We start from the raw sequence: 19,310 nt of genomic DNA, 5'->3' as shown, positions 1-19,310 counted from the left end.
GAATTTGAAGGGGGCAAGAGCAGCGCCTGCGGCTAGCCGCCGTAGAACTCCAACGCCGAGGTCAGAGGCTTGCGGGTGAGCGCGGGGACCTCGCAGTCGGCGGCCGGGTAGCCGACCGGGAACAGGATGTAGGGGCGTTCGGAGGAGGGACGCTGGAGGATCTCGGTGAGGAAGGCCATCGGGTTCGGGGTGTGGGTCAGCGTGGCCAGGCCCATCGTGTGCAGGGCGGCGATGAACAGGCCGCAGGCGATGCCGACGCTCTCGTTGACGTAGTAGTTCTTGCGCAGGTGGCCGTCGGGCTGCGGTGTGCTCTTCTCCGCGAAGGCCACGACGATCCACGGGACCGTGTCCAGGTAGGACTTGTCGGAGTCGGTCTCCAGCGGCCCGAGGGCTTCCCGCCAGGCCGCCGGCAACCGGCCGCCCTCGTAGTTGACGCGCTCTTCCTGCTCGGCGGCCTCGCGGATCCGGTGCCGCAGCACCGGATCGCCGACGGCGACGAACTTCCACGGCTGCTGGTGGGCGCCGGACGGGGCGGTGTTCGCGGCGGCCACGGCCAGTTCGATCATCTCGGCCGGGACCGGATCGGGGGAGAAGAAGCGGACGCTGCGGCGGGCATCGAGGTGGGCGTGGAACTGCTCGCCGCGCCGGATCGCCTCAGCCTGGTCGAGGCGTTCGGGCGTGTACGGCAGGAACGGATGCGTGTGGCTCCGTGTGCTGGCTGTCATGACGCTCAGCGTAGGGTCGCCGTGTGGCTGGAATCACGTGCTCGCAGCGCCTTCGAGGCCGGAACGCGGGCTGCGATTGAGGTACAGCTGAGGCTATGAACGATCTCGAGGCCGGCGGTAACGAGCCGCCGCTGCACGTCTTCCGCACCCGGGTCTGGTTCGACGAGCTCGACAAGGTCGGCGTCCTGCACAACGCCCGCTACGCGATCCACGCCGAGCGCGCCCTGAGCACCTGGTACGAGAGCCGTCCGGAGCTGATCGAGGGGCCGGACATGCGGCACCTGGTGAAGGCGTACGAGGTCGAGTTCCGGGTCCCGGTCGCCGAGGTCGGCGAGCTGGACGTGGAACTGCGCGTGGTGAAGATCGGGACGACCAGCTGCGTGTACGAGTTCCGCTTCGTCGGCGACGGCGGCGTGGTGCACGCGGTCGGGCGGCGGACGATCGTGCGGACCGGCGCCGACCGGCGGCCGACGCCGTGGTCAGAGGAGTTCCGCCGGATTCACGAGCGCGGCGCGGAGTAGAGAACCCGGATGCGCGAAGGGTCGGCGGGATCGCGGTCGACGACCTGCACCGGCGGCCATGCCCATTGCCAGACACTGCCGCTGATGCCCGGGACGCGCGAGAACCGGATCGGGCCGCGGGTGCCCTCGAGCGCGACGTGGGGCCAGGCCTCGGCGATGGTCTTCCGGTCGGTGCCGTGGGCACGCAGGATCTCGCCCAGGACGGCGATGGTGTCGTAGCCCTCGAAGGCGACGAACGACGGCGCTCCGGCCAGGCGCTCGCGGAGCGCGGCGTCCACGCGCGCGCCGAGCGGGCTGAGGCGGTCGGGCAGGTAGCTCAGGAACGGGATGCCGGTGCCCTCGGCACCGAGCAAATCGGCCCATTCGGCGAACTCCGGCTGGCCGGCCGGGGCGCCGATGAGCAGGTCGGCCAGGCGGGGGTCGGCACGGACCGCTTTGACGATCGGCACGGCCGGCTCGGGGGTGCCGACGAGAAGCAGCAGGGCGGTCGCGCCGCTGGCGGCAAGACCGGCACAGGCCGCGGTGATGCCGACCTTGACGAGGGTGGCGCCGCGCGAGGCCAGGCGGGCGCGCAGGATGCGGGTGCCGGATGCCCAGTAGACGGTCGGCTGGGCGGCGACGGCGATGCGCGTGTGGCCCGCGGCGAGCAGGAAGTCGGCGTAGACCTGCCAGCAGTGGGACTGTGCGGGGGCGATACGGGCGACCCAGTCGGTCGGCTGCTCGGTGAGGGTGTCCAGGACCGCCGACGAGCAGAGGAACGGGACGCCGAGCGCGTCGGCGCGGGCCGCGGCGGAGCGGGCCACGACGCTGTGATACTCGCCGACGATCGCCGCCACGCCGAGGTCGGCGAGCTCGTCGACGGCGGCCGCGGCCTTGTCGGGGTCGGCGGCGGTGTCGCGGACCAGGAGCTCGATGGGGATGTCGCTGTCGCTGACAGCTAGTTCGAGGCCTGCCAGGAGATGCCGGCCGGCTTCGTCCCAGCCCGGTTTGCTCAGGGGAGCCAGGGCGCCGATGCGGATGGGCGACTGCGGCGGCGTGTTCATGGGCTGATCGTAGGGGTGATCAGGAAGTCGCTTCCAAGGCCACTCGCCGGGTGATGGCCTGGTCGGATAAAGAAAAAGTGCCGCCGGGATCCGAAGACCCCGGCGGCACTCAGCGTTCTGACCAGCTCGACTCAGCTCAGCTCAGCGAGTACGGCGCCAGCTCCTTGGGCAGCTCCGAGGCCGAGGCCCGGTCCAGCAGGAACAGGCTCCGCCCGCGCCCGAGCGCCCCGGCGGCCGGGATCTGCACCGTTCCGGCGCCGGACAGCGCCAGGTGCGTGACCTTCGCCTTCTCCGCGCCCGCGGCGACCACCCAGACTTCGGCGGCCGCCTGGATCGAGGGCAGGGTCAGCGAGACCCGCAGCGGCGGGGGCTTCGGCGAGTTGCGGACGCCGACCACGCTGCGCTTGTCCTCGTACAGCTCCGGGTGGCCCGGGAACAGCGAGGCGATGTGGCCGTCCGGGCCCATGCCCAGCAGGAGCACGTCGAAGGCCGGGACGTCCGCGCCCTCGCGGGCGAAGTCGGCCAGCGTCGCCGCGTACTGCTCCGCCGACTCCTCGGGCGTGAAGCCCGCCTTGTCGGCGGCCGGCACCGCGTGGATGTTCTCCGGCGGCAGCAGTCCCTCGGCGACCAGGCCGTCCAGCAGTGCCTCGCGGGCCTGGGTCTCGTTGCGCTCCGGGTCCCCGGAGGGCAGGAACCGCTCGTCGCCCCACCACAGCTGGACCCGGGACCAGTCCACGGCGCCGCGCGCCGGGGAGGCCGCGACCGCCGCCAGCGTCTTGATGCCGACGGTGCCGCCGGTCAGGACGACGTGCGCGGCGCCGCGGAGCGCCTGTACGTCAAGCACCCGGGTGATCAGCCGCGCCGCCACAGCCTGCGCCAGGACCTCCGCGTCGCGGTGGACGATGACGACCGGAGTGGCGCTCATGGAGCGTCGCCCAGCGGCTTGTCGATGTCCAGGTTCTGCTTTTCCTTCTCCTCCTCGACCGACTCCTTGGGCAGCTCGCCCAGGGGGCCGGCGTCCGGCTCGGCGACCATCGTGATGGTGGCCTGCTGGGCCGGCTTGGGCGCGACCTCCTCGATCTGCGCCACGTCGCGCTCGGTGACGTGCCGCAGCACCTCCTCGTACGTCTCGTCGACGTCCAGGCGGCGGAGCTCCTCGGTGAGCAGGTCGGCCAGCTCGCGGCGCTTGAGCGCGACGTGCCGGTCGGGCTGCTCGGGCATGGAGAGCACCGCGAGCATCCCGTCCGGGCGGGTCAGGCTGATCTCGCCCCGGTCGGTGCCCAGGTGCACGCCGGTGATGCCGGGGCCGGTGTCCGTGGACAGTGTGACCGGCACCCCCAGGCGCCAGCCCAGCCAGACCGCCAGCAGGTTCGAGGAGGCGTTGTCCATCTCGGCGGTGACCTTGACGCTCTGCACCATGCAGGGCATCTGGTCCAGGGCCGCGGCCAGCATGGAGCGCCACGGGGTGCAGCGGGTCCAGGCCAGGTCGGTGTCGCCGGGGGAGTACCCGCGCAGCCGGTCGGCGATCGGCTGCGGCTGGTGCGTGCCGGAGGCGTCGGTGATGCGGCGCATCGCCAGCTTGCCCAGCGCCGACTCGGCCGGGTCCGTCGGGGAGTCCGAGGGCCACCAGGTGACCACCGGGGTGTCCGGCAGCAGCAGCGGCAGCACGACCGCGTCGGCGTGCGCGGCCAGCTCGCCGTTCAGGCGCATCACGACCGCCTCGCCCGGGCCCATCTCGTCGCCCACCCGCACTTCGGCGTCCAGCCCCGAGAAGGGCTGCTCCGGGTGCGGTATCACGACCAGGATGCGCGAGGGGTGCGCGCGCGAGGCCTCACGCGCGGCCCGCAGGGCGTAGTAGTGGTGCCGTTCGTCGGTCTCGATCACCAGGGTCAGGACCGCGCCGGTGGTGGCCGCCCCGGCCTCCTTGCGGATGTCGATCAGGGCGCCGGCGATCTTCGCCGAGGTGGTGGAATCCAGGTGCTTGATCATGGCCGCCGCCAGCTCCGTCCGTCCTTCGCGAGCATCTCGTCCGCCTTGGCCGGACCCCAGGTGCCCGAGGTGTACTGCTCCGGCTTGCCGTGCTGGCCCCAGTACTCCTCGATCGGGTCCAGGACCTCCCAGCCCAGCTCGACCTCGGCCACGCGCGGGAACAGCGGCGCGTCGCCCAGCAGCACGTCCAGGATCAGCCGCTCGTAGGCCTCCGGGGAGGACTCGGTGAACGCCTCGCCGTAGGCGAAGTCCATGTTCACGTCGCGCACCTCCATCGAGGTGCCCGGGACCTTGGAGCCGAAGCGGACCGTCACGCCCTCGTCCGGCTGCACCCGGATCACCAGGGCGTTCTGCCCCAGCTCCTCGGTCTGCGTCGGGGTGAAGGGCAGGAACGGCGAGCGCTTGAACACCACCGCGATCTCGGTGACGCGGCGGCCCAGGCGCTTGCCGGTGCGCAGGTAGAACGGCACGCCGGCCCAGCGGCGGGTGTTCACCTCCAGCTTCACCGCGGCGTAGGTGTCGGTCACCGAGTCCGGCGAGATGCCGTCCTCCTGCAGGTACCCGACCACCTTCTCGCCGCCCTGCCAGCCGGCCGCGTACTGCCCGCGGACCGTGTAGGTGTCCAGGTCGTCCGGGAGCCGGATGGCCGAGAGCACCTTGGTCTTCTCCGCGGCGATGGCGTCGGCGTCGAAGGACACCGGCTCCTCCATCGCGGTCAGCGCCAGCAGCTGCAGCAGGTGGTTCTGGATGACGTCGCGCGCCGCGCCGATGCCGTCGTAGTAGCCGGCCCGGCCGCCGATGCCGATGTCCTCGGCCATCGTGATCTGGACGTGGTCCACGTGGTCCCGGGTCCAGATCGGCTCGAACATCTCGTTGGCGAAGCGCAGCGCCAGGATGTTCTGGACGGTCTCCTTGCCCAGGTAGTGGTCGATGCGGAAGACCGCCTTGGCCGGGAACACCGAGTCCACGATCGCGTTGAGCTCCTGGGCCGAGGCCAGGTCGTGCCCGAACGGCTTCTCGATGATGACGCGGCGCCAGGAGCCCTCGGGCCCCTGGTCCAGGCCGACCTCGTGCAGCTGCTCGACCACGCCGGGGAAGAACTTCGGCGGGACCGACAGGTAGAACGCGTGGTTGCCGTTGGTGCCGCGCTCGGCGTCGAGCTTGTCGATGGTCTCCTTCAGCTCCATGAAGGCCTGCTTGTCGCCGAACTCGCCGGAGACGAAGCGGAAGCCCTCGGAGAGCTGGCGCCAGACCTCTTCGCGGTACGGGGTCCGCGCGTGCTCCTTGACCGCCTGGTGCACTTCCTCGGCGAAGTCCTGGTCGGCCCAGTCCCGCCGGGCGAACCCGACCAGGGCGAAGCCCGGGGGCAGCAGCCCCCGGTTGGCCAGGTCGTAGATCGCCGGCATCAGCTTCTTGCGGGACAGGTCGCCGGTGACGCCGAACATCACCAGGCCGCAGGGCCCGGCGATGCGCGGCAGACGGCGGTCCGCGGCGTCGCGCAGCGGGTTGGCCGAGCCCTCGGGGGAGGACTCGTGCGACAGCAGAATCTTCTCTGCCTGGGAGAGCTGGTAGCCCTGGTGCCCTACCCCTTGTTTCGGGTGATGCGGCAGAGTGCTCACCGGAGCTTGTCCAGTTCGCCCTGGACCGCCTCGAGGAGCTCCTTCCAAGACACCTCGAACTTGTCCACGCCCTCGTCCTCGAGCACCTGGACCACGTCGTCGTAGGAGACTCCGGCCTCGGCCAGGCCGTCGATCACCTTGTGGGCGTCGGCGTAGTGCGCGCGGATCGAGTCCTCGGTCGGCTTGCCGTGGTCGGCCTCGGCGTCCAGGGTCGCCTCCGGCATGGTGTTCACCACGCCGCGGGTGATCAGGTCGTCTACGTACATGGTGTCCACGTACGCCGGGTCCTTCACACCGGTGGAGGCCCACAGCGGACGCTGGGCCTTGGCGCCGGCGGCCTCCAGGGCCTTCCAGCGGTCCGAGGAGAAGACCTCCTCGTAGGCCTCGAAGGCCAGGCGGGCGTTCGCGACGCCGGCCTTGCCCTTGAGCTCGGTCTTCCCGAGCTTCTCCAGGCGCTTGTCGATCTCGGTGTCCACCCGGCTGACGAAGAAGGACGCGACCGAGGCGATCTTGCCCAGGTCGTGGCCGTTCGCCTTGGCCTGCTCGAGGCCGGCCAGGAAGGCGTCCATCACAGCGCGGTAGCGCTCCAGCGAGAAGATCAGGGTCACGTTCACGCTGATGCCGGCGGCCAGCACCTCGGTGATGGCCGGCAGGCCCTCGCGGGTGGCCGGGATCTTGATGAACACGTTCTCGCGGTCCACCAGCCACCACAGCTGCTTGGCCTCGGCCACGGTCGGCGCCGTGGAGTGCGCCAGGCGCGGGTCGACCTCGATCGAGACCCGGCCGTCCTGGCGGTCGGAGGCGTCGTAGGCCGGACGCAGCACGTCGGCGGCCTCGCGGACGTCGGCCGTGGTGATCATGCGGATCGCCTCGTCGACCGTCAGCCCGCGGACGCTGAGGTCCTTGAGCTGGTCGGTGTAGACCTCGGAGCCGACGATGGCCTTCTGGAAGATCGTCGGGTTGGTGGTCACGCCGACCACGTTCTTCTGCGCCATCAGGTCGGCCAGGTTGCCGGTCTGCAGACGCTTGCGGGACAGGTCGTCCAGCCAGATCGCCACACCGGCGCCGGACAGCTTGTCCAGGTTCTCGTTCGTCATCTCGTCATCTCCCTCTTCACCTAAAAATCAAGCGCCGGCGGCGGCCAGGGATTCCCGGGCCGCGGCCTCGACGGCCTCGGCCGTGATGCCGAACTCGCGGTACAGGATCTTGTAGTCCGCCGAGGCGCCGAAGTGCTCCAGCGAGACACTGCGGCCGGCGTCCCCGACGTACTGCTTCCAGCCCGCGCCGACCCCGGCCTCCACCGAGACGCGCGCCTTGACGGCGGCCGGGAGGACCGACTCCTTGTACTCGGCGTCCTGCTCCTCGAACCACTCGGTGGACGGCATCGAGACCACGCGGGTCGGGATGCCGTCGGCCTCCAGCGCCTCGCGGGCCTGGATGGCGAGCTGCACCTCGGAGCCGGTGCCGATGAGGATCACCTTCGGCGCGCCGCCGGTGGCCTCTGCCAGCACATAGCCGCCCTTGGCGGTGCCCTCGACCGCGTCCAGCGAGGAGTTCAGCGCCTCGTGGTCGAAGGTCGGGATGCCCTGGCGGGTCAGCGCGATGCCGACCGGGCCGTGGTCGTCGGTGCCGGTGTGCTTCTCCATCAGCGCCTTCCAGGCACCGACGGTCTCGTTCGCGTCGCCCGGGCGGACCACGGTCATGCCCGGGATCAGGCGCAGCGCGGCCACGTGCTCGACGGGCTGGTGCGTCGGGCCGTCCTCGCCCAGGCCGATCGAGTCGTGCGTCCAGACGTAGGTGACCGGCAGCTTCATCAGCGCGGCCAGGCGCACCGCCGGGCGCATGTAGTCGGAGAACACCAGGAAGGTGCCGCCGAACGGCAGGGTGTTGCCGTGCGCCGCGATGCCGTTGAGGATCGAGCCCATCGCGTGCTCGCGGATGCCGAAGTGCAGGATGCGGCCGTAGGGGCTGGAGTCGCCGAACTCGGTCTCGCCGTAGACCGCGGGCAGGAACGACTTGCCGCCCTTGATCGTGGTCAGGTTCGACTCGGCCAGGTCGGCCGAGCCGCCCCACAGCTCCGGCACCGACTCGGCGATGGCCTGGATGACGGCCTCGGAGGCCTTGCGGGTCGGCACGTCCTTGCCCGCCTCGAAGGTCGGGAGCTTGGAGGCCCAGCCGGCCGGCAGCTCGCGCTTGGCGATGCGGTCGAAGTCCCCGGCGCGCTCCGGGTTCTTGGTGCGCCAGCCCGCGAACTCGGCGTCCCAGGTGGCGTGCGCGGCCGCGCCGCGCGCGCCGACCTCGCGGGCGTGGGCCAGGACGTCCTCGGGGACCACGAAGCTCTTGTCCGGGTCCATGCCCAGGACCTTCTTGGTGGCCGCGACCTCGGCCTCGCCGAGGGCCGCGCCGTGCGCCTTGCCGGTGTTCTGCAGGTTCGGGGCCGGCCAGCCGATGATGGTGCGCAGCCGGATGATCGAGGGCTGGTCGGTCACGGCCTCGGCCGCCAGCAGCGCCTCGTGCAGGGCCTTCACGTCCTCGTGGTACTCCCCGCCGGCCAGCCAGTCCACGTGCTGCACGTGCCAGCCGTAGGCCTCGTAGCGGTGCAGGACGTCCTCGCCGAAGGCCACCTTGGTGTCGCCCTCGATGGAGATGTGGTTGTCGTCGTAGACCACCACGAGGTTGCCGAGCTTCTGGTGGCCGGCGATCGAGGAGGACTCGGAGGTGACGCCCTCCTCCAGGTCGCCGTCGGAGGCGAAGACGTAGATGTTGTGGTCGAAGGGGGACTCCCCGGCCGGCGCGTCCGGGTCGAACAGGCCGCGCTCGTAGCGGGTGGCCATCGCCATGCCGACCGCGTTCGACAGGCCCTGGCCCAGCGGGCCGGTGGTGACCTCGATGCCCTTGGTGTGGCCGTACTCCGGGTGGCCCGGGGTCAGCGAGCCCCACTGGCGGAAGTGCTTCAGGTCTTCGAGCTCAAGACCGAGGCCCGAGTAGTACAGCTGGATGTACTGGGTCAGCGAGGAGTGCCCGCAAGACAGGACGAAACGATCGCGGCCGACCCAGTGGGGGTCGGCCGGGTCGAAGCGAAGGTGCCGCTGGAAGAGAAGGTAGGCCGCCGGGGCCAGGGACATCGCGGTCCCGGGGTGGCCGTTACCGGTGTTCTGGACGGCGTCCATGGCCAGGGCTCGGACGGTGTCCACAGCGCGCTTGTCCAAGTCGGTCCACTCGAACGGGGTTGCGGTGCTTGCGGTGCTCACCGGAAGCGCTCCTTCGCAGTTCACGCGCCGGGGCCCCACGCTCGGGTACAGCTGGTGGGACCCCTGCGCAACATGATTCAGATCTCGTTTCGCCAGCCTACTCGGACCTCAGGGGCATCGCGTTCCGAGTCAGCTGGTGGGACGCGTACGCCAAAACATAGTGGCGCTTGCGCCTCCGATTTTGGGGCGGCGGTGGGAGACGGGTGGGCAACCCTTGGTGAACAGGGGTGGTGCAGTGCTCGTACACGTGCGGTGCGTATCGCCGCGGCGACTCAACGCGCGTTAAACCGACCCGCCGCATGAGCGCGGAGGCGGACGGTTTAAAGTTGCGTGTTGTCCGAATCAGGTATCCATGGAGGACGGGCTTTTGACCACGGTCGAGACACCCCCGACCACGGCTCCGTCCCGGGCCGCGGGTCCCTCTGTGGAGGCGGCGGGCGGAGCACGCGGCGGGCACGCTATGGCGGTGGTCAAGGCGTATGTCGCCCTGACCAAACCCCGCATCATCGAGCTGCTGCTCGTCACCACCATCCCGGTGATGTTCCTGGCGCTGCGCCACGTTCCGCCGCTGTGGCCGGTGATCGCGGTGACCATCGGCGGATATCTGTCCGCCGGCAGTGCCAACGCGCTGAACTGCTACGTCGACCGCGACATCGACGCCGAGATGCGCCGCACCCGGCGCCGTCCGGTGCCGGCCGCCTCGGTGCGCCCGCACAGCGCGCTGGTGTTCGGGCTCGTGCTCGGGGTCGTCTCCACGCTGTGGCTGGGCCTGGCGGTGAACTGGCTGTCCTCGGGCCTGGCGCTCGCGGCGAACGCCTTCTACGTGCTCGTCTACACGATGGTGCTCAAGCGGCGCACGCCGCAGAACATCGTCTGGGGCGGCGCGGCCGGTTGCTTCCCGGCGCTGATCGGCTGGACCGCGGCGACCGACCACCTGGCGTGGGCGCCGGTGGTGCTGTTCATGGTCGTGTTCCTGTGGACGCCGCCGCACTTCTGGGCCCTGGCGATCCGCTACCGCGAGGACTACGCGGCCGCGAACGTGCCGATGCTGCCGGTGGTGGCCCCGGCCCGCGAGGTGACCAAGCAGATCGTCTGGTACTCCTACGCGACCGTGGCCTGCTCGCTGCTGCTGTGGCCGATCGGGCACACCGGCCTGGTCTACCCGATCGCCGCCGCCGTGCTCGGCGTGGTCTTCCTGGTCGAGGCGCACCGGCTGGACCTGCGGGCGCGCTCGGGCAAGGACGGCGTGGAGCTGCAGCCGATGCGGCTGTTCCACTTCTCGAACATGTATCTGGCGCTGCTGTTCGTCGCCGCCGCGGTGAGCCCGCTCGTCCACTAGCGCTTGCTGGTTGGCGCTCGCCCACCACAACCGCCGCCCCGAACGACAAGCGATAGCCCGCCCCGCGAAACACGCACAAGACCTGAGCTCGAACAGCGCGCGGGCCCCTGGGGCACTAACCTTTCCAGCGTGTATCGGCTCACCAACACCACCCAGCATTATGCGTGGGGTTCGCCCAGCGCCATCAGCGACCTGTTAGGCCGCGAGCCCTCCGGCAAGCCGGAGGCCGAGCTGTGGATGGGCGCGCATCCGACCGCGCCGTCCCGCATCGACGGCGGTGAGGCCACGCTGCTCGACTTCGTCTCGGCCGACCCGGTGGGGATGCTCGGGCCGCAGGTCGCCGCCCGGTTCAAGAACCGGCTGCCGTTCCTGCTCAAGGTGCTGTCGGCGGCCAAGGCGCTGTCCATCCAGACGCATCCGACGCGGGCCCAGGCCGAGGCCGGGTTCGCCGCCGAGCAGGCGCGCGGACTGGCCGCCGGCGACCCGAACCGCAACTACGTGGACGACTGGCCCAAGCCGGAGATCCTGATGGCGCTCACCGACTTCGAGGCGCTGGCCGGATGCCGCAGCCCCCAGGACGCCGAGCAGGTGCTCGGGGCGCTCGGCGCGCTCGGGGTGGACGCGCTGGAGCCGGTCCGCGCCGAGCTCGCCGCCAAGCCGGAGCCGGCCACCGTGGCCGCGGCCATCGGGCGGCTGCTGGAGTGGCCGGCGGACACCCGCGGGCAGCTGGTGGCCGACGTCGTCGAGGCCTGCCGCGCCGGGGCCGACAAGGGCGGGGAGTTCGCCGAGGACTTCGCGGCCGCGCTGCGCGTCGCCGAGGACTTCCCCGGCGACGTCGGCCTGGTGGCGATGCTGCTGATGGAGCGGGTCGTGCTCAAGCCGGGCGAGGCGATCTTCCTGGAGGCCGGAGGCCTGCACGCCTATTTGCGCGGCACCGGCATCGAGCTGCTCGCCAACTCCGACAACGTGCTGCGCGCGGGCCTGACGCCCAAGCACATCGACGTCGCCGAGCTGCTGCGGATCATGGACGCCGGGGTGCCCGTCCCGGTCCGGCACGGAACGGCGGTCGGCACCGGCGTCGTGGAGTTCGACACCCCGGCCCCGGAGTTCCGGCTGTACCACGCCAGCCTCGACACCGGCACCACGCTGCGCGCCGAGGTGCCCGGCACCGGACCGCGGATCGTGCTGGCGCTGTCCGGCGAGGTCGAGCTGCGGGGGACCCGCGGCACGATGACGCTGACGCAGGGCGAGTCCTGCTTCGTGCCGGCGCGCGAGGGCCGGGTCGAGGCCACGGGGATCGCCGATCTCATGGTGGCCGCGCCGGGGGTGTAGCGAGAAAGTCCGCCGGCCCGGGCAACCCGATGCCCGGGCCGATCCCTCAAGGACCGGTGAGGAGAAAGACCATCGGGCCGTCGCGAAAGGTCTCGTTGCTGTCGCAGGACCAGTTGGAGGCGATGGTGTTGGACCCGCGGTGGGGTCTCACCGTTCCGCCCGGCTTCGCGCAGCAGGCCGAGCAGGCCATCACGCCCTACCTGGACCAGTCGCGGAAGCCCTGACCGCCCGCACGAACGTGTCCCCGGCCCGCGAGCATCGGACCGGGGACACGGGTACGGGTGTCAGGCGGGGGCCGCCTTACGCCAGGGCGGGCTCGGCGCCGGTCGCAACCTCTGCGCCGGTCTCAGACTCTGTGCCGCCCTCAGACTCTGCGCCGGCCTCGGCCTTGCGCTCCCGCATGGCCAGCAGCACCCGCCACGTCGCGGCCCACACGATCGCCGCGCCGAACATGTGGATCCCGACCAGCAGGACCGGCAGGTGCGTGAAGTACTGCACGTAGCCGATCACGCCCTGCGCCATCAGCAGCAGGAACAGGTCGCGGACCGTGTTCAGGATCCGGAGGGAGGCCCCGGTGGCCTTCAGCGCGAACCACAGCGCCACTGTTAGGCCGACGACCAGGAACACCAGGTCGGCGTGCAGCTGCGTGGCGTTCGCCGGGCTGAGCGGGAAGCGCTTGTGGCCCGGGTCGCCGGCCTTGGCGCCGGAGTGCGGGCCGCTGCCGGTGACGATGGTGCCGGCGATCAGAAGCGCGCCGACGCTGGCGGTGAGGACGTAGCCGAGCGTGCGCAGGACCGGCTGGACGGTCGGGGTCGGGGCGGCGTCGTGGGGCTCGCGGCTGCGGACCCACAGGACGTACGACAGCGCGACCATGCCCATCGACACCAGCATGTGCAGGGAGACCCAGATCGGGGCCAGGTGGGTGCGCACCGAGATGCCGCCGATGACCGCCTGGACCACGACGCCCACGAACAGCGTCCAGGACAGCTTGTTCAGCACCGCGCGGCGCGGGTGCCAGCGCATGCACGCGATGATCGCCGCGCCGACCGCGACCGAGACCGCGAAGGTCAGCATGCGGTTGGTGAACTCCACGACGCCGTACGCGCCGAGCCGGCTGGTCGGGACCAGGCTGCCGTCGGTGCAGGTGGGCCAGGTCGGGCAGCCCAGGCCGGAGTCGGTGAGGCGGACCGCGCCGCCGGTGACGATGATGCCGATGTTGGCGACGAAGGCGGCGAAGCAGGTCCAGGTGAGGATGGCCGGGGTGGTGCGCCAGGCGAGGACGCGGGAGAGGAGGTTGGTGGCGGCCGGATTGGCAGCCGGGGCGGGCTCGGCGGTCGCCGCGGCGGCCTCGGCCTGCTCGCTGGCCGGGGCGTCCCCGGCGGTCTGCGTCATCGTCCTGCTACTCCCACTTGAAGGTCCGGGCGGCCACCGCGATCGCGGCCACGGCCCAGGCGGCGAGGATACCGACGTTCGCCCACGGCAGCGTGGAGCCGTGCTGGAGCACGTCGCGCAGGCCGTTGGTGAGGGCGCTGATCGGGAGGGCGTCGAGCACGTGGCGCACTCCCGAGGGGAACTTGGACAGCGGGATGATCACTCCGCCGCCGGCCAGCAGCAGCAGGAACACGAAGTTCGCCAGGCCCAGGGTGGCCTCGGCGCGCAGCGTGCCGGCCATCAGCATGGCCAGGCCCGCGAAGGTGCCGGTGGCCAGGATGATCAGCACCGCCACCGCCAGCGGGTCGCCGTGCGGCTTCCAGCCCATCGCCAGGGCGATCGCCGACAGCAGCGCGATCTGGATCACCTCGACGCACAGCACGCACAGCGCCTTGGCCACGATCAGGCCCCAGCGCGGCAGCGGGGTGGCGCCCATGCGCTTGAGCACGCCGTAGCGGCGCTCGAAGCCGGTGGCGATGGCAAGGCCGGTGAACGCCGTGGACAGCACCGCCGCGCCGAACAGGCCCGGGGCGTAGAAGTCGATGCGCTTGCCGGGGCCGGAGGTGGCGACCAGCGACTCGCCGGAGAACAGGACCATCATCAGCGCCGGGATCACTATGGTCAGCAGCAGCTGCTCGGGGTTGCGGAGCATCAGGCGGACCTCGTGCGCGGCCTGCGCGAGGATCATGCGGGAAGCCGGGGCGGCGCCGGGCTTCGGGGTGAAGCTCAGCGCGGCCGGGCGGGCGTCGGCGTTCAAGGCACCGGTGTCGTCGGCGGAGGCGGTGGTCGTCAACGGAGTTCCCGTCCGGTCAGATCGAGGAAGGCGTCTTCGAGGGTACGGCGTCCCACGCTCAGCCCCTGCGGCATCACGTCCTTCTCCGCGCACCACGCGGTCACCTTCGCCAGCACGCCGGGGGTGATGTCGCCGCCGACGGTGTAGGTGCCGGCCGGCTGCTCCTCGGCGCTCAGGCCGGCCGGCAGCGTCGCCAGCAGCCCGGCCACGTCCAGGCCGGGCGGCGCGGTGAAGCGGATCGCGGTGTCGGCGGTGCCGTTCGCGGCGGCCAGGGCCGCCGGGGTGTCGTGCGCGATCACCCGGCCGGAGTCGACGATCGCGACCGCGTCGGCCAGCCGCTCGGCCTCGTCCAGCAGGTGGGTGGTGAGCACCACGGTGACGCCGTCGGCCCGCAGCTGCTCGATCAGCTCCCAGGTGGCGTGGCGGGCCTGCACGTCCAGTCCGGCGGTGGGCTCGTCCAGGAACACCAGTTCCGGGCGCCCGACCACGGCCAGCGCCAGCGAGAGCCGCTGCTGCTGCCCGCCGGACAGCCGCCGGAACGTGGTCCGGCCGGCCGAGCCCAGGCCCAGGCGCTCGATCAGCGCGTCGGTGTCCAGGGGGTTCGCGTAGAGCTTGGCGGTGTGCTTCAGCATCTCCACCGCGCGCACGCTGGGGTAGATGCCGCCGGACTGCAGCATCACACCGATCCGCGGCCGCAGCTGCTCACCCTGGGCGACCGGGTCGAGCCCGAGCACGCGCACGGTGCCGCCGTCGGGCCGGCGGTAGCCCTCGCAGCACTCGATGGTGGAGGTCTTGCCGGCCCCGTTCGGGCCGAGCACGGCGGTGATGGTCCCGGTCTGCACGCGCAGGTCCAGGCCGTCCACCGCGGTCTTGGCGCCGTACCTCTTGACCAGGCCGGTCACTTCTACGGCTGCTTGTCCCATAGCGGAGATTCTACGAAGACAACCTGTAGTGCTCCCTGCCGGGTCTTGCTGTTATGTGCGCCACACGCTCTCAGGTGGCGGTTCGGGAGCCGGCTCAGCACCGGCTCAGCGCCGACTCGGCACCGGCTCAGTAGCCGGGCCGCTTGATCGGGTTGGAGGTCGGCAGGTCCAGCTCCACGACCTCGAACTCCTCCAGCGCGATCAGCTGGACACCCTCCTTGATCTGCTCGAACGCCGCCTTCCGGATCGCGGCCTGCGGCCCGCGCGAGGCCGCCAGCGCGTCCATGTCCTGGAAGATCACGCTCACCCCGCCCATGCCGAGGTTCCGCTCCAGGAGCAGGCTGGCGCCCTGGAAGCCGTCGAGCTCCTGCAGCTGGGGCAGGCCGACCTCCTTGAACGCCTTGACGAGCTTGTCGGCGTGGTCCGGGGCGAAGGCCATCCGCTGCAGGCGGAAGCCGCCGCTGCTCGCCGGGGCGGGCCGGGTGAAGACGGCCGCCTCCAGATTCATGGTGGTGATCGTCGAGACGAAGCGGGACAGCATCTCGGTGCGCCGGTCGCGCAGGTTCTCGTCGCTGTCCTTCAGCGCCTGCTCGGTCTCCCACCAGGAGCCGGTGAGGATCTTGCCCAGCGTCCGGTCGGCGAAGACGCCGATGCCGTCGAACCCGGGCTGTTCGGCCATCATCCCCGGGACCGCCTTGGCGATCACGTCCAGGGCCGGGCCGACGTCCGCCGGGTCGGTGGTGATGTAGAGGCTGCGGACGAACATGATCGTCCTCCCATCCGCGTGTTCTCTCTTCAGGCCAGTGCAGGCGGGGCGACGGGGCAAGCGGGGGTGGGCTGTTCGTGGGAGGTGACGGTCGGTTACTGAACCGGTTCATGCGAATCACTGAACCGGTTCATGCCCCGCGTTCGCTGTAAGGGGCTCGGGTGCTCTCCCGGACCGTGAGCCGGGGCGTGGCGCTCTGCACGTCGCGGACCGAGCCCGGCTCGTCGATCGCGGCCAGCAGCATCGCCGCGACCTGGCCGCCGAGCGCGAAGGTGTCGCGGCTCAGTGCGGTGATCGCCGGGTGCACGATGCGGGTGAGCAGCGAGTCCTCGAAGGAGACCACCGACAGGCCGGCCGGCACCGCCACCCCCATCTCCGCGGCCACCGCCAGCCCGGCGACCGCCATCACGTCCGAGTCGAAGATCAGCGCGCTGGGCCGGTTCGGGCTGCTCAGCAGCGCGCGGGTGGCCGAGGCGCCCTGGGCGTCGCTGAAGTCGGTCGGGACCGAGACCGCGTCCACCAGGTGCAGGCGGCGGGAGGCGTCCTTCAGCGCGCGGATGCGGCGGCGGGTGTGGTGGAACGCCTCGTCGCCGGCGACGTGCGCGATCCGGCGGTGGCCCAGGGCCGCCAGGTAGTCCACCAGCGACAGCATCGCCTCCCGGTCGTCGGCCCAGACGCTGGGCAGCGCGCCGTGCCCGCCGGGCCCGCCGATCACCACGGCCGGGACGCCCAGGCCCTCCAGGACCGGCACGCGCTTGTCCCGGTGCTGCAGGTCGACCAGGACGAAGCCGTCCACGTGCCGCTCGGAGGTCCAGCGCCGGTAGACCTCGATCTCGGCCGCGGTGTCCTCGACGATCATCAGGTGCAGGGCCACCGAGCGGGCCGAGAGCCCGGCCTGCAATCCGGCCAGCAGCAGGCCGAAGAACGGCTCGGCGCCGATGGTCTGTGCCGGGCGCGCGACCACCAGGCCGACGGCGTCGGCTCGGGCGCCGCCCAGGGCCCGCGCGGCTTTGTGCGGCCGCCAGTTCATCTCCGAGGCCACACGAAGGATCCGCTCCCGGGTGGCGGGGCTTACGCCAGGGCGGTCGTTCAGCGCGAACGACACGGCGCTCTTGGACACCCCGGCACTGCGGGCGATGTCGTCGATCGTGGGCCTGGTCACGAATCGGTATCCCTTCCCCGGTGGGGGTCGTCTCGCCCCTTGACACCCCGGATGACGCAGAGCATAGTCCCCTTTCACTAGAGCGGTTTAGTAAAACTCTCGTGAACGAGAGAGCACTCCCCGAACGCACCTCCACCACGAACCCCTCACACGGAAAGCCGGGAGTCATGACCATGCGCAGGACCACAGCGGTATCCGCCATAGCCGTCGCCGCGACGCTGCTGGCGGGCTGCGGCGTCGGGAGCAAGTCCTCCTCCACGGACGCGAACAAGACGGTCTCCACGACCGCGGCGCTGTCCGGCTCGATCACCTTCCAGACCTGGTCGCTGAAGAACGACAAGTTCACGCCGTACTTCACGAAGCTGATCGCCGACTTCAAGGCGGCGCACCCGGGCACGGACATCAACTGGATCGACCAGCCCGGCGACGGCTACCCGACCAAGGTGGCCAGCCAGGTCTCGACCAACAGCCTGCCCGACGTGATCAACCTGCCGCCGGACATCGCGCACGCCGTGGCCAAGACCGGCAACCTGCTGGACCTGAAGCAGAACGTCCCGACGCTGCAGGCGGACTGGGTCAAGAGCGGTCTGAACGCCTACAACTACCAGGACATCTCCAGCGCCTCCCAGTTCTTCGGCTTCCCCTGGTACCTCGGCACCGACGTGAGCTACTGGAACAAGACGATGATGGCCAAGGACGGCCTGGACGCGGACAACCCGCCGAAGACCTTCGACGACCTGGTCGCGCAGGCGAAGACGATGCACGACAAGTCCGGCGGCAAGGACTACCTGATGTCGCGCGCCCCGGGGCTGTCCGACATCGCGAACACCGGCACCAAGCTGCTGTCCGACGACGGCACGAAGTTCGCCTTCAACACCGCGCCGGCCGAGGCGATGCTGGACAAGTACACCGCCGCCTACAAGGCCGGGTACCTGCCGTCGAACGTCCTGGACAACAGCTACGAGGGCAACTCCACGCTGTTCAGCAAGCAGCAGGTGGCCTGGACCACCGGCGGCGGCAACCTGATCACCAGCCTCCAGCAGGACAACCCGACCCTGGCCCCGAACGTGGTTCCGTCCCCGGCACTGGACACCGCGCCGCTGTACGTGCAGGGCCTGTCGGTGGCCAGCAAGAGCAAGAACCTCCCGTTGGCCCTGGCCTTCGCCGAGTACGTGACCGACGACGCGAACCAGCAGGCGTTCCTCAAGCTGGCACCGGGCTTCCTGCCGGGTTCCTCGGCCTCGGCCAACAACCCGATGTACAGCAAGAGCGACGGCACGCCGCAGGGCGACGCCGCGGTGATCGCGTACAAGGACATGCAGACCGCGGTGAACTTCACGCCGCCGATCTGGACCGACGCGATGAACACGATCCTGAACCAGGAGATCGCCAAGGCGATGACCGGCAAGGAGACCTCGAAGCAGGCCCTGGACAACACCGTCAACCAGGCGAACGCGCTGCTCACGCAGTGATGTGTGTCCCCCCCCGGCCTGAGTAGGAGTAGGAGTTAGAGGAAACCGATGAGGTCCCACCGGTTCTACACCCCATGGCTGCTGATGCTGCCGGCGCTGGTGTGGCTCGCGCTGTTCAGCGTGTGGCCGGCGATCAACACCGTCACGTTGTCGTTCACGAACGTGCACCAGCTCACCGGTGGGCACTTCATCGGTCTCAAGAACTACTGGCTTCTGTGGAACGACCCGCACATCCGGGACGCGGTGATCAACACCATCGTCTTCATGGTGATCTGCGTCCCGCTGCTCACGGTGCTTCCGCTGCTGCTGGCCATGCTGGTGCAGCGGAACATCCGGGGCATCGCCTTCTTCCGGACCGCGTTCTACTTCCCGGTCATCGCCTCGGCGGTGACGGTGGCGCTGATCTGGAAGTGGATGCTCGACGACCGCGGTCTGTTCAACAACCTGCTGCAGACCATGGGCGTCGTCCACAAGACGGTCCCGTTCCTCACCGACCGGTGGCTGCTGCTGCTCAGCGCCATCGCGCTGACGGTGTGGAAGGGTCTGGGCTACTACATGCTCCTGTACATGTCCGCGCTGGGCAGTGTGCGGCGGGAGCTGCATGAGGCCGCGGCCGTGGATGGCGCCGGGTCGGTGCGCCGGTTCTGGAGCGTCACCGTTCCCGGGGTGCGTGGCACCATGATCCTGATCTCGGTGCTGATCGCGGTGAACGCCATGCGGGTGTTCAGCGAGCTGTACATCCTCGGCGGCGCGACCGGCGGCGTCGGGGGCCAGGACGTGTCGATCGTGATGCTGGTGCAGCAGGCCGCCTCCGGCAGCGACGGCCGCCTCGGGTACGCCAGCGCGATCAGCGTGTTCCTGTTCTTCCTCACCGCCATCCCGCTGTTGTTCCTGACCCGCCTGAACAAGAACAGCCAGGAGGAGTCGTGACCGCGACCACCGCC

The 19,310-nt window shown here is 70.6% G+C and carries 18 protein-coding genes; 6 read left to right on the top strand and 12 right to left on the bottom strand.

The window, feature by feature from the left end:
- Positions 1-32: 32 nt before the first annotated feature.
- Complete coding sequence (locus tag ABIA35_RS28930; RefSeq protein ID WP_370342295.1) at positions 33-725, bottom strand: nitroreductase family protein; 693 nt, start codon at positions 723-725, stop codon at positions 33-35.
- Positions 726-820: 95 nt separating this feature from the next.
- On the opposite strand from ABIA35_RS28930, the gene ABIA35_RS28925 reads away from it, so the two are divergent.
- Complete coding sequence (locus ABIA35_RS28925; protein ID WP_370359952.1) at positions 821-1,246, top strand: acyl-CoA thioesterase; 426 nt, start codon at positions 821-823, stop codon at positions 1,244-1,246.
- Here the strand turns inward: ABIA35_RS28925 and ABIA35_RS28920 are convergent.
- The 6 genes from ABIA35_RS28920 to tkt all read right to left on the bottom strand — a co-directional run bounded on the left by ABIA35_RS28920 (position 1,225) and on the right by tkt (position 9,148).
- Entirely contained in the window at positions 1,225-2,289 is a 1,065-nt protein-coding gene (locus ABIA35_RS28920; RefSeq protein WP_370359951.1) for an ABC transporter substrate-binding protein, read from the bottom strand. The two genes, ABIA35_RS28925 and ABIA35_RS28920, sit on opposite strands and share 22 nt — an antisense overlap.
- Before the next feature lie 136 nt (positions 2,290-2,425).
- Complete coding sequence (pgl, locus tag ABIA35_RS28915; RefSeq protein ID WP_370342299.1) at positions 2,426-3,214, bottom strand: 6-phosphogluconolactonase; 789 nt, start codon at positions 3,212-3,214, stop codon at positions 2,426-2,428.
- Positions 3,211-4,278: a glucose-6-phosphate dehydrogenase assembly protein OpcA gene (locus ABIA35_RS28910; protein WP_370342300.1), complete on the bottom strand. Its 1,068-nt coding sequence runs from the start codon at positions 4,276-4,278 to the stop codon at positions 3,211-3,213. The genes pgl and ABIA35_RS28910 overlap by 4 nt, the downstream gene beginning before the upstream one ends.
- A complete protein-coding gene (zwf, locus tag ABIA35_RS28905; protein ID WP_370342384.1) occupies positions 4,275-5,819 on the bottom strand; it encodes a glucose-6-phosphate dehydrogenase in 1,545 nt (514 codons plus the stop codon). The genes ABIA35_RS28910 and zwf overlap by 4 nt, the downstream gene beginning before the upstream one ends.
- A 74-nt stretch (positions 5,820-5,893) precedes the next feature.
- Complete coding sequence (gene tal / locus ABIA35_RS28900) at positions 5,894-6,994, bottom strand: transaldolase (protein WP_370342301.1); 1,101 nt, start codon at positions 6,992-6,994, stop codon at positions 5,894-5,896.
- A 27-nt stretch (positions 6,995-7,021) separates the two neighbouring features.
- Positions 7,022-9,148 carry a transketolase gene (gene tkt / locus ABIA35_RS28895; RefSeq protein WP_370359950.1) on the bottom strand — a complete coding sequence of 709 codons (2,127 nt, stop codon included), beginning with the start codon at positions 9,146-9,148 and terminating at the stop codon, positions 7,022-7,024.
- 352 nt (positions 9,149-9,500) lie between these two features.
- Here tkt and ABIA35_RS28890 point away from each other — a divergent pair, with 352 nt between their 5' ends.
- The 3 genes from ABIA35_RS28890 to ABIA35_RS28880 all read left to right on the top strand — a co-directional run bounded on the left by ABIA35_RS28890 (position 9,501) and on the right by ABIA35_RS28880 (position 12,043).
- Positions 9,501-10,487 (top strand): heme o synthase, encoded by a 987-nt coding sequence (locus ABIA35_RS28890; RefSeq protein WP_370359949.1) that lies wholly within the window; start codon positions 9,501-9,503, stop codon positions 10,485-10,487.
- Positions 10,488-10,616: 129 nt separating this feature from the next.
- Positions 10,617-11,819, top strand: coding sequence for a mannose-6-phosphate isomerase, class I (manA, locus tag ABIA35_RS28885; RefSeq protein WP_370359948.1), 1,203 nt, complete (start codon positions 10,617-10,619; stop codon positions 11,817-11,819).
- A 56-nt stretch (positions 11,820-11,875) separates the two neighbouring features.
- Entirely contained in the window at positions 11,876-12,043 is a 168-nt protein-coding gene (locus tag ABIA35_RS28880; RefSeq protein ID WP_370359947.1) for a hypothetical protein, read from the top strand.
- 76 nt (positions 12,044-12,119) lie between these two features.
- On the opposite strand, the gene ABIA35_RS28875 is transcribed toward ABIA35_RS28880, so the two are convergent.
- From ABIA35_RS28875 to ABIA35_RS28855, 5 genes are all read right to left on the bottom strand, one after another.
- On the bottom strand, positions 12,120-13,211 hold the full coding sequence (locus ABIA35_RS28875; protein ID WP_370359946.1) for a heme A synthase: 1,092 nt from the start codon (positions 13,209-13,211) through the stop codon (positions 12,120-12,122).
- A gap of 7 nt (positions 13,212-13,218) precedes the next feature.
- The gene (locus ABIA35_RS28870; RefSeq protein ID WP_370342307.1) at positions 13,219-14,043 is read right to left on the bottom strand and encodes an ABC transporter permease; all 825 of its coding nucleotides are present in this window, start codon (positions 14,041-14,043) and stop codon (positions 13,219-13,221) included.
- Positions 14,040-14,966 carry an ABC transporter ATP-binding protein gene (locus tag ABIA35_RS28865; RefSeq protein ID WP_370359945.1) on the bottom strand — a complete coding sequence of 309 codons (927 nt, stop codon included), beginning with the start codon at positions 14,964-14,966 and terminating at the stop codon, positions 14,040-14,042. Before ABIA35_RS28865 ends, ABIA35_RS28870 begins: the two co-directional genes overlap by 4 nt.
- A gap of 127 nt (positions 14,967-15,093) precedes the next feature.
- The gene (locus ABIA35_RS28860; protein WP_370359944.1) at positions 15,094-15,732 is read right to left on the bottom strand and encodes a hypothetical protein; all 639 of its coding nucleotides are present in this window, start codon (positions 15,730-15,732) and stop codon (positions 15,094-15,096) included.
- Between the two features lie 130 nt (positions 15,733-15,862).
- Complete coding sequence (locus tag ABIA35_RS28855) at positions 15,863-16,894, bottom strand: LacI family DNA-binding transcriptional regulator (RefSeq protein ID WP_370359943.1); 1,032 nt, start codon at positions 16,892-16,894, stop codon at positions 15,863-15,865.
- 173 nt (positions 16,895-17,067) lie between these two features.
- Between ABIA35_RS28855 and ABIA35_RS28850 the strand changes: the two genes are divergently transcribed.
- The gene (locus ABIA35_RS28850; protein ID WP_370342312.1) at positions 17,068-18,366 is read left to right on the top strand and encodes an ABC transporter substrate-binding protein; all 1,299 of its coding nucleotides are present in this window, start codon (positions 17,068-17,070) and stop codon (positions 18,364-18,366) included.
- A 48-nt stretch (positions 18,367-18,414) separates the two neighbouring features.
- Positions 18,415-19,296 (top strand): carbohydrate ABC transporter permease, encoded by an 882-nt coding sequence (locus ABIA35_RS28845; RefSeq protein ID WP_370359942.1) that lies wholly within the window; start codon positions 18,415-18,417, stop codon positions 19,294-19,296.
- Positions 19,297-19,310 lie beyond the last annotated feature (14 nt).

This window comes from Catenulispora sp. MAP12-49 (genome assembly GCF_041262705.1).
Taxonomy (GTDB): Bacteria; Actinomycetota; Actinomycetes; order Streptomycetales; family Catenulisporaceae; genus Catenulispora.
The sequence above is the reverse complement of the archived record's forward strand: the minus strand, read 5'-3'. Positions and strand labels throughout refer to the sequence as shown.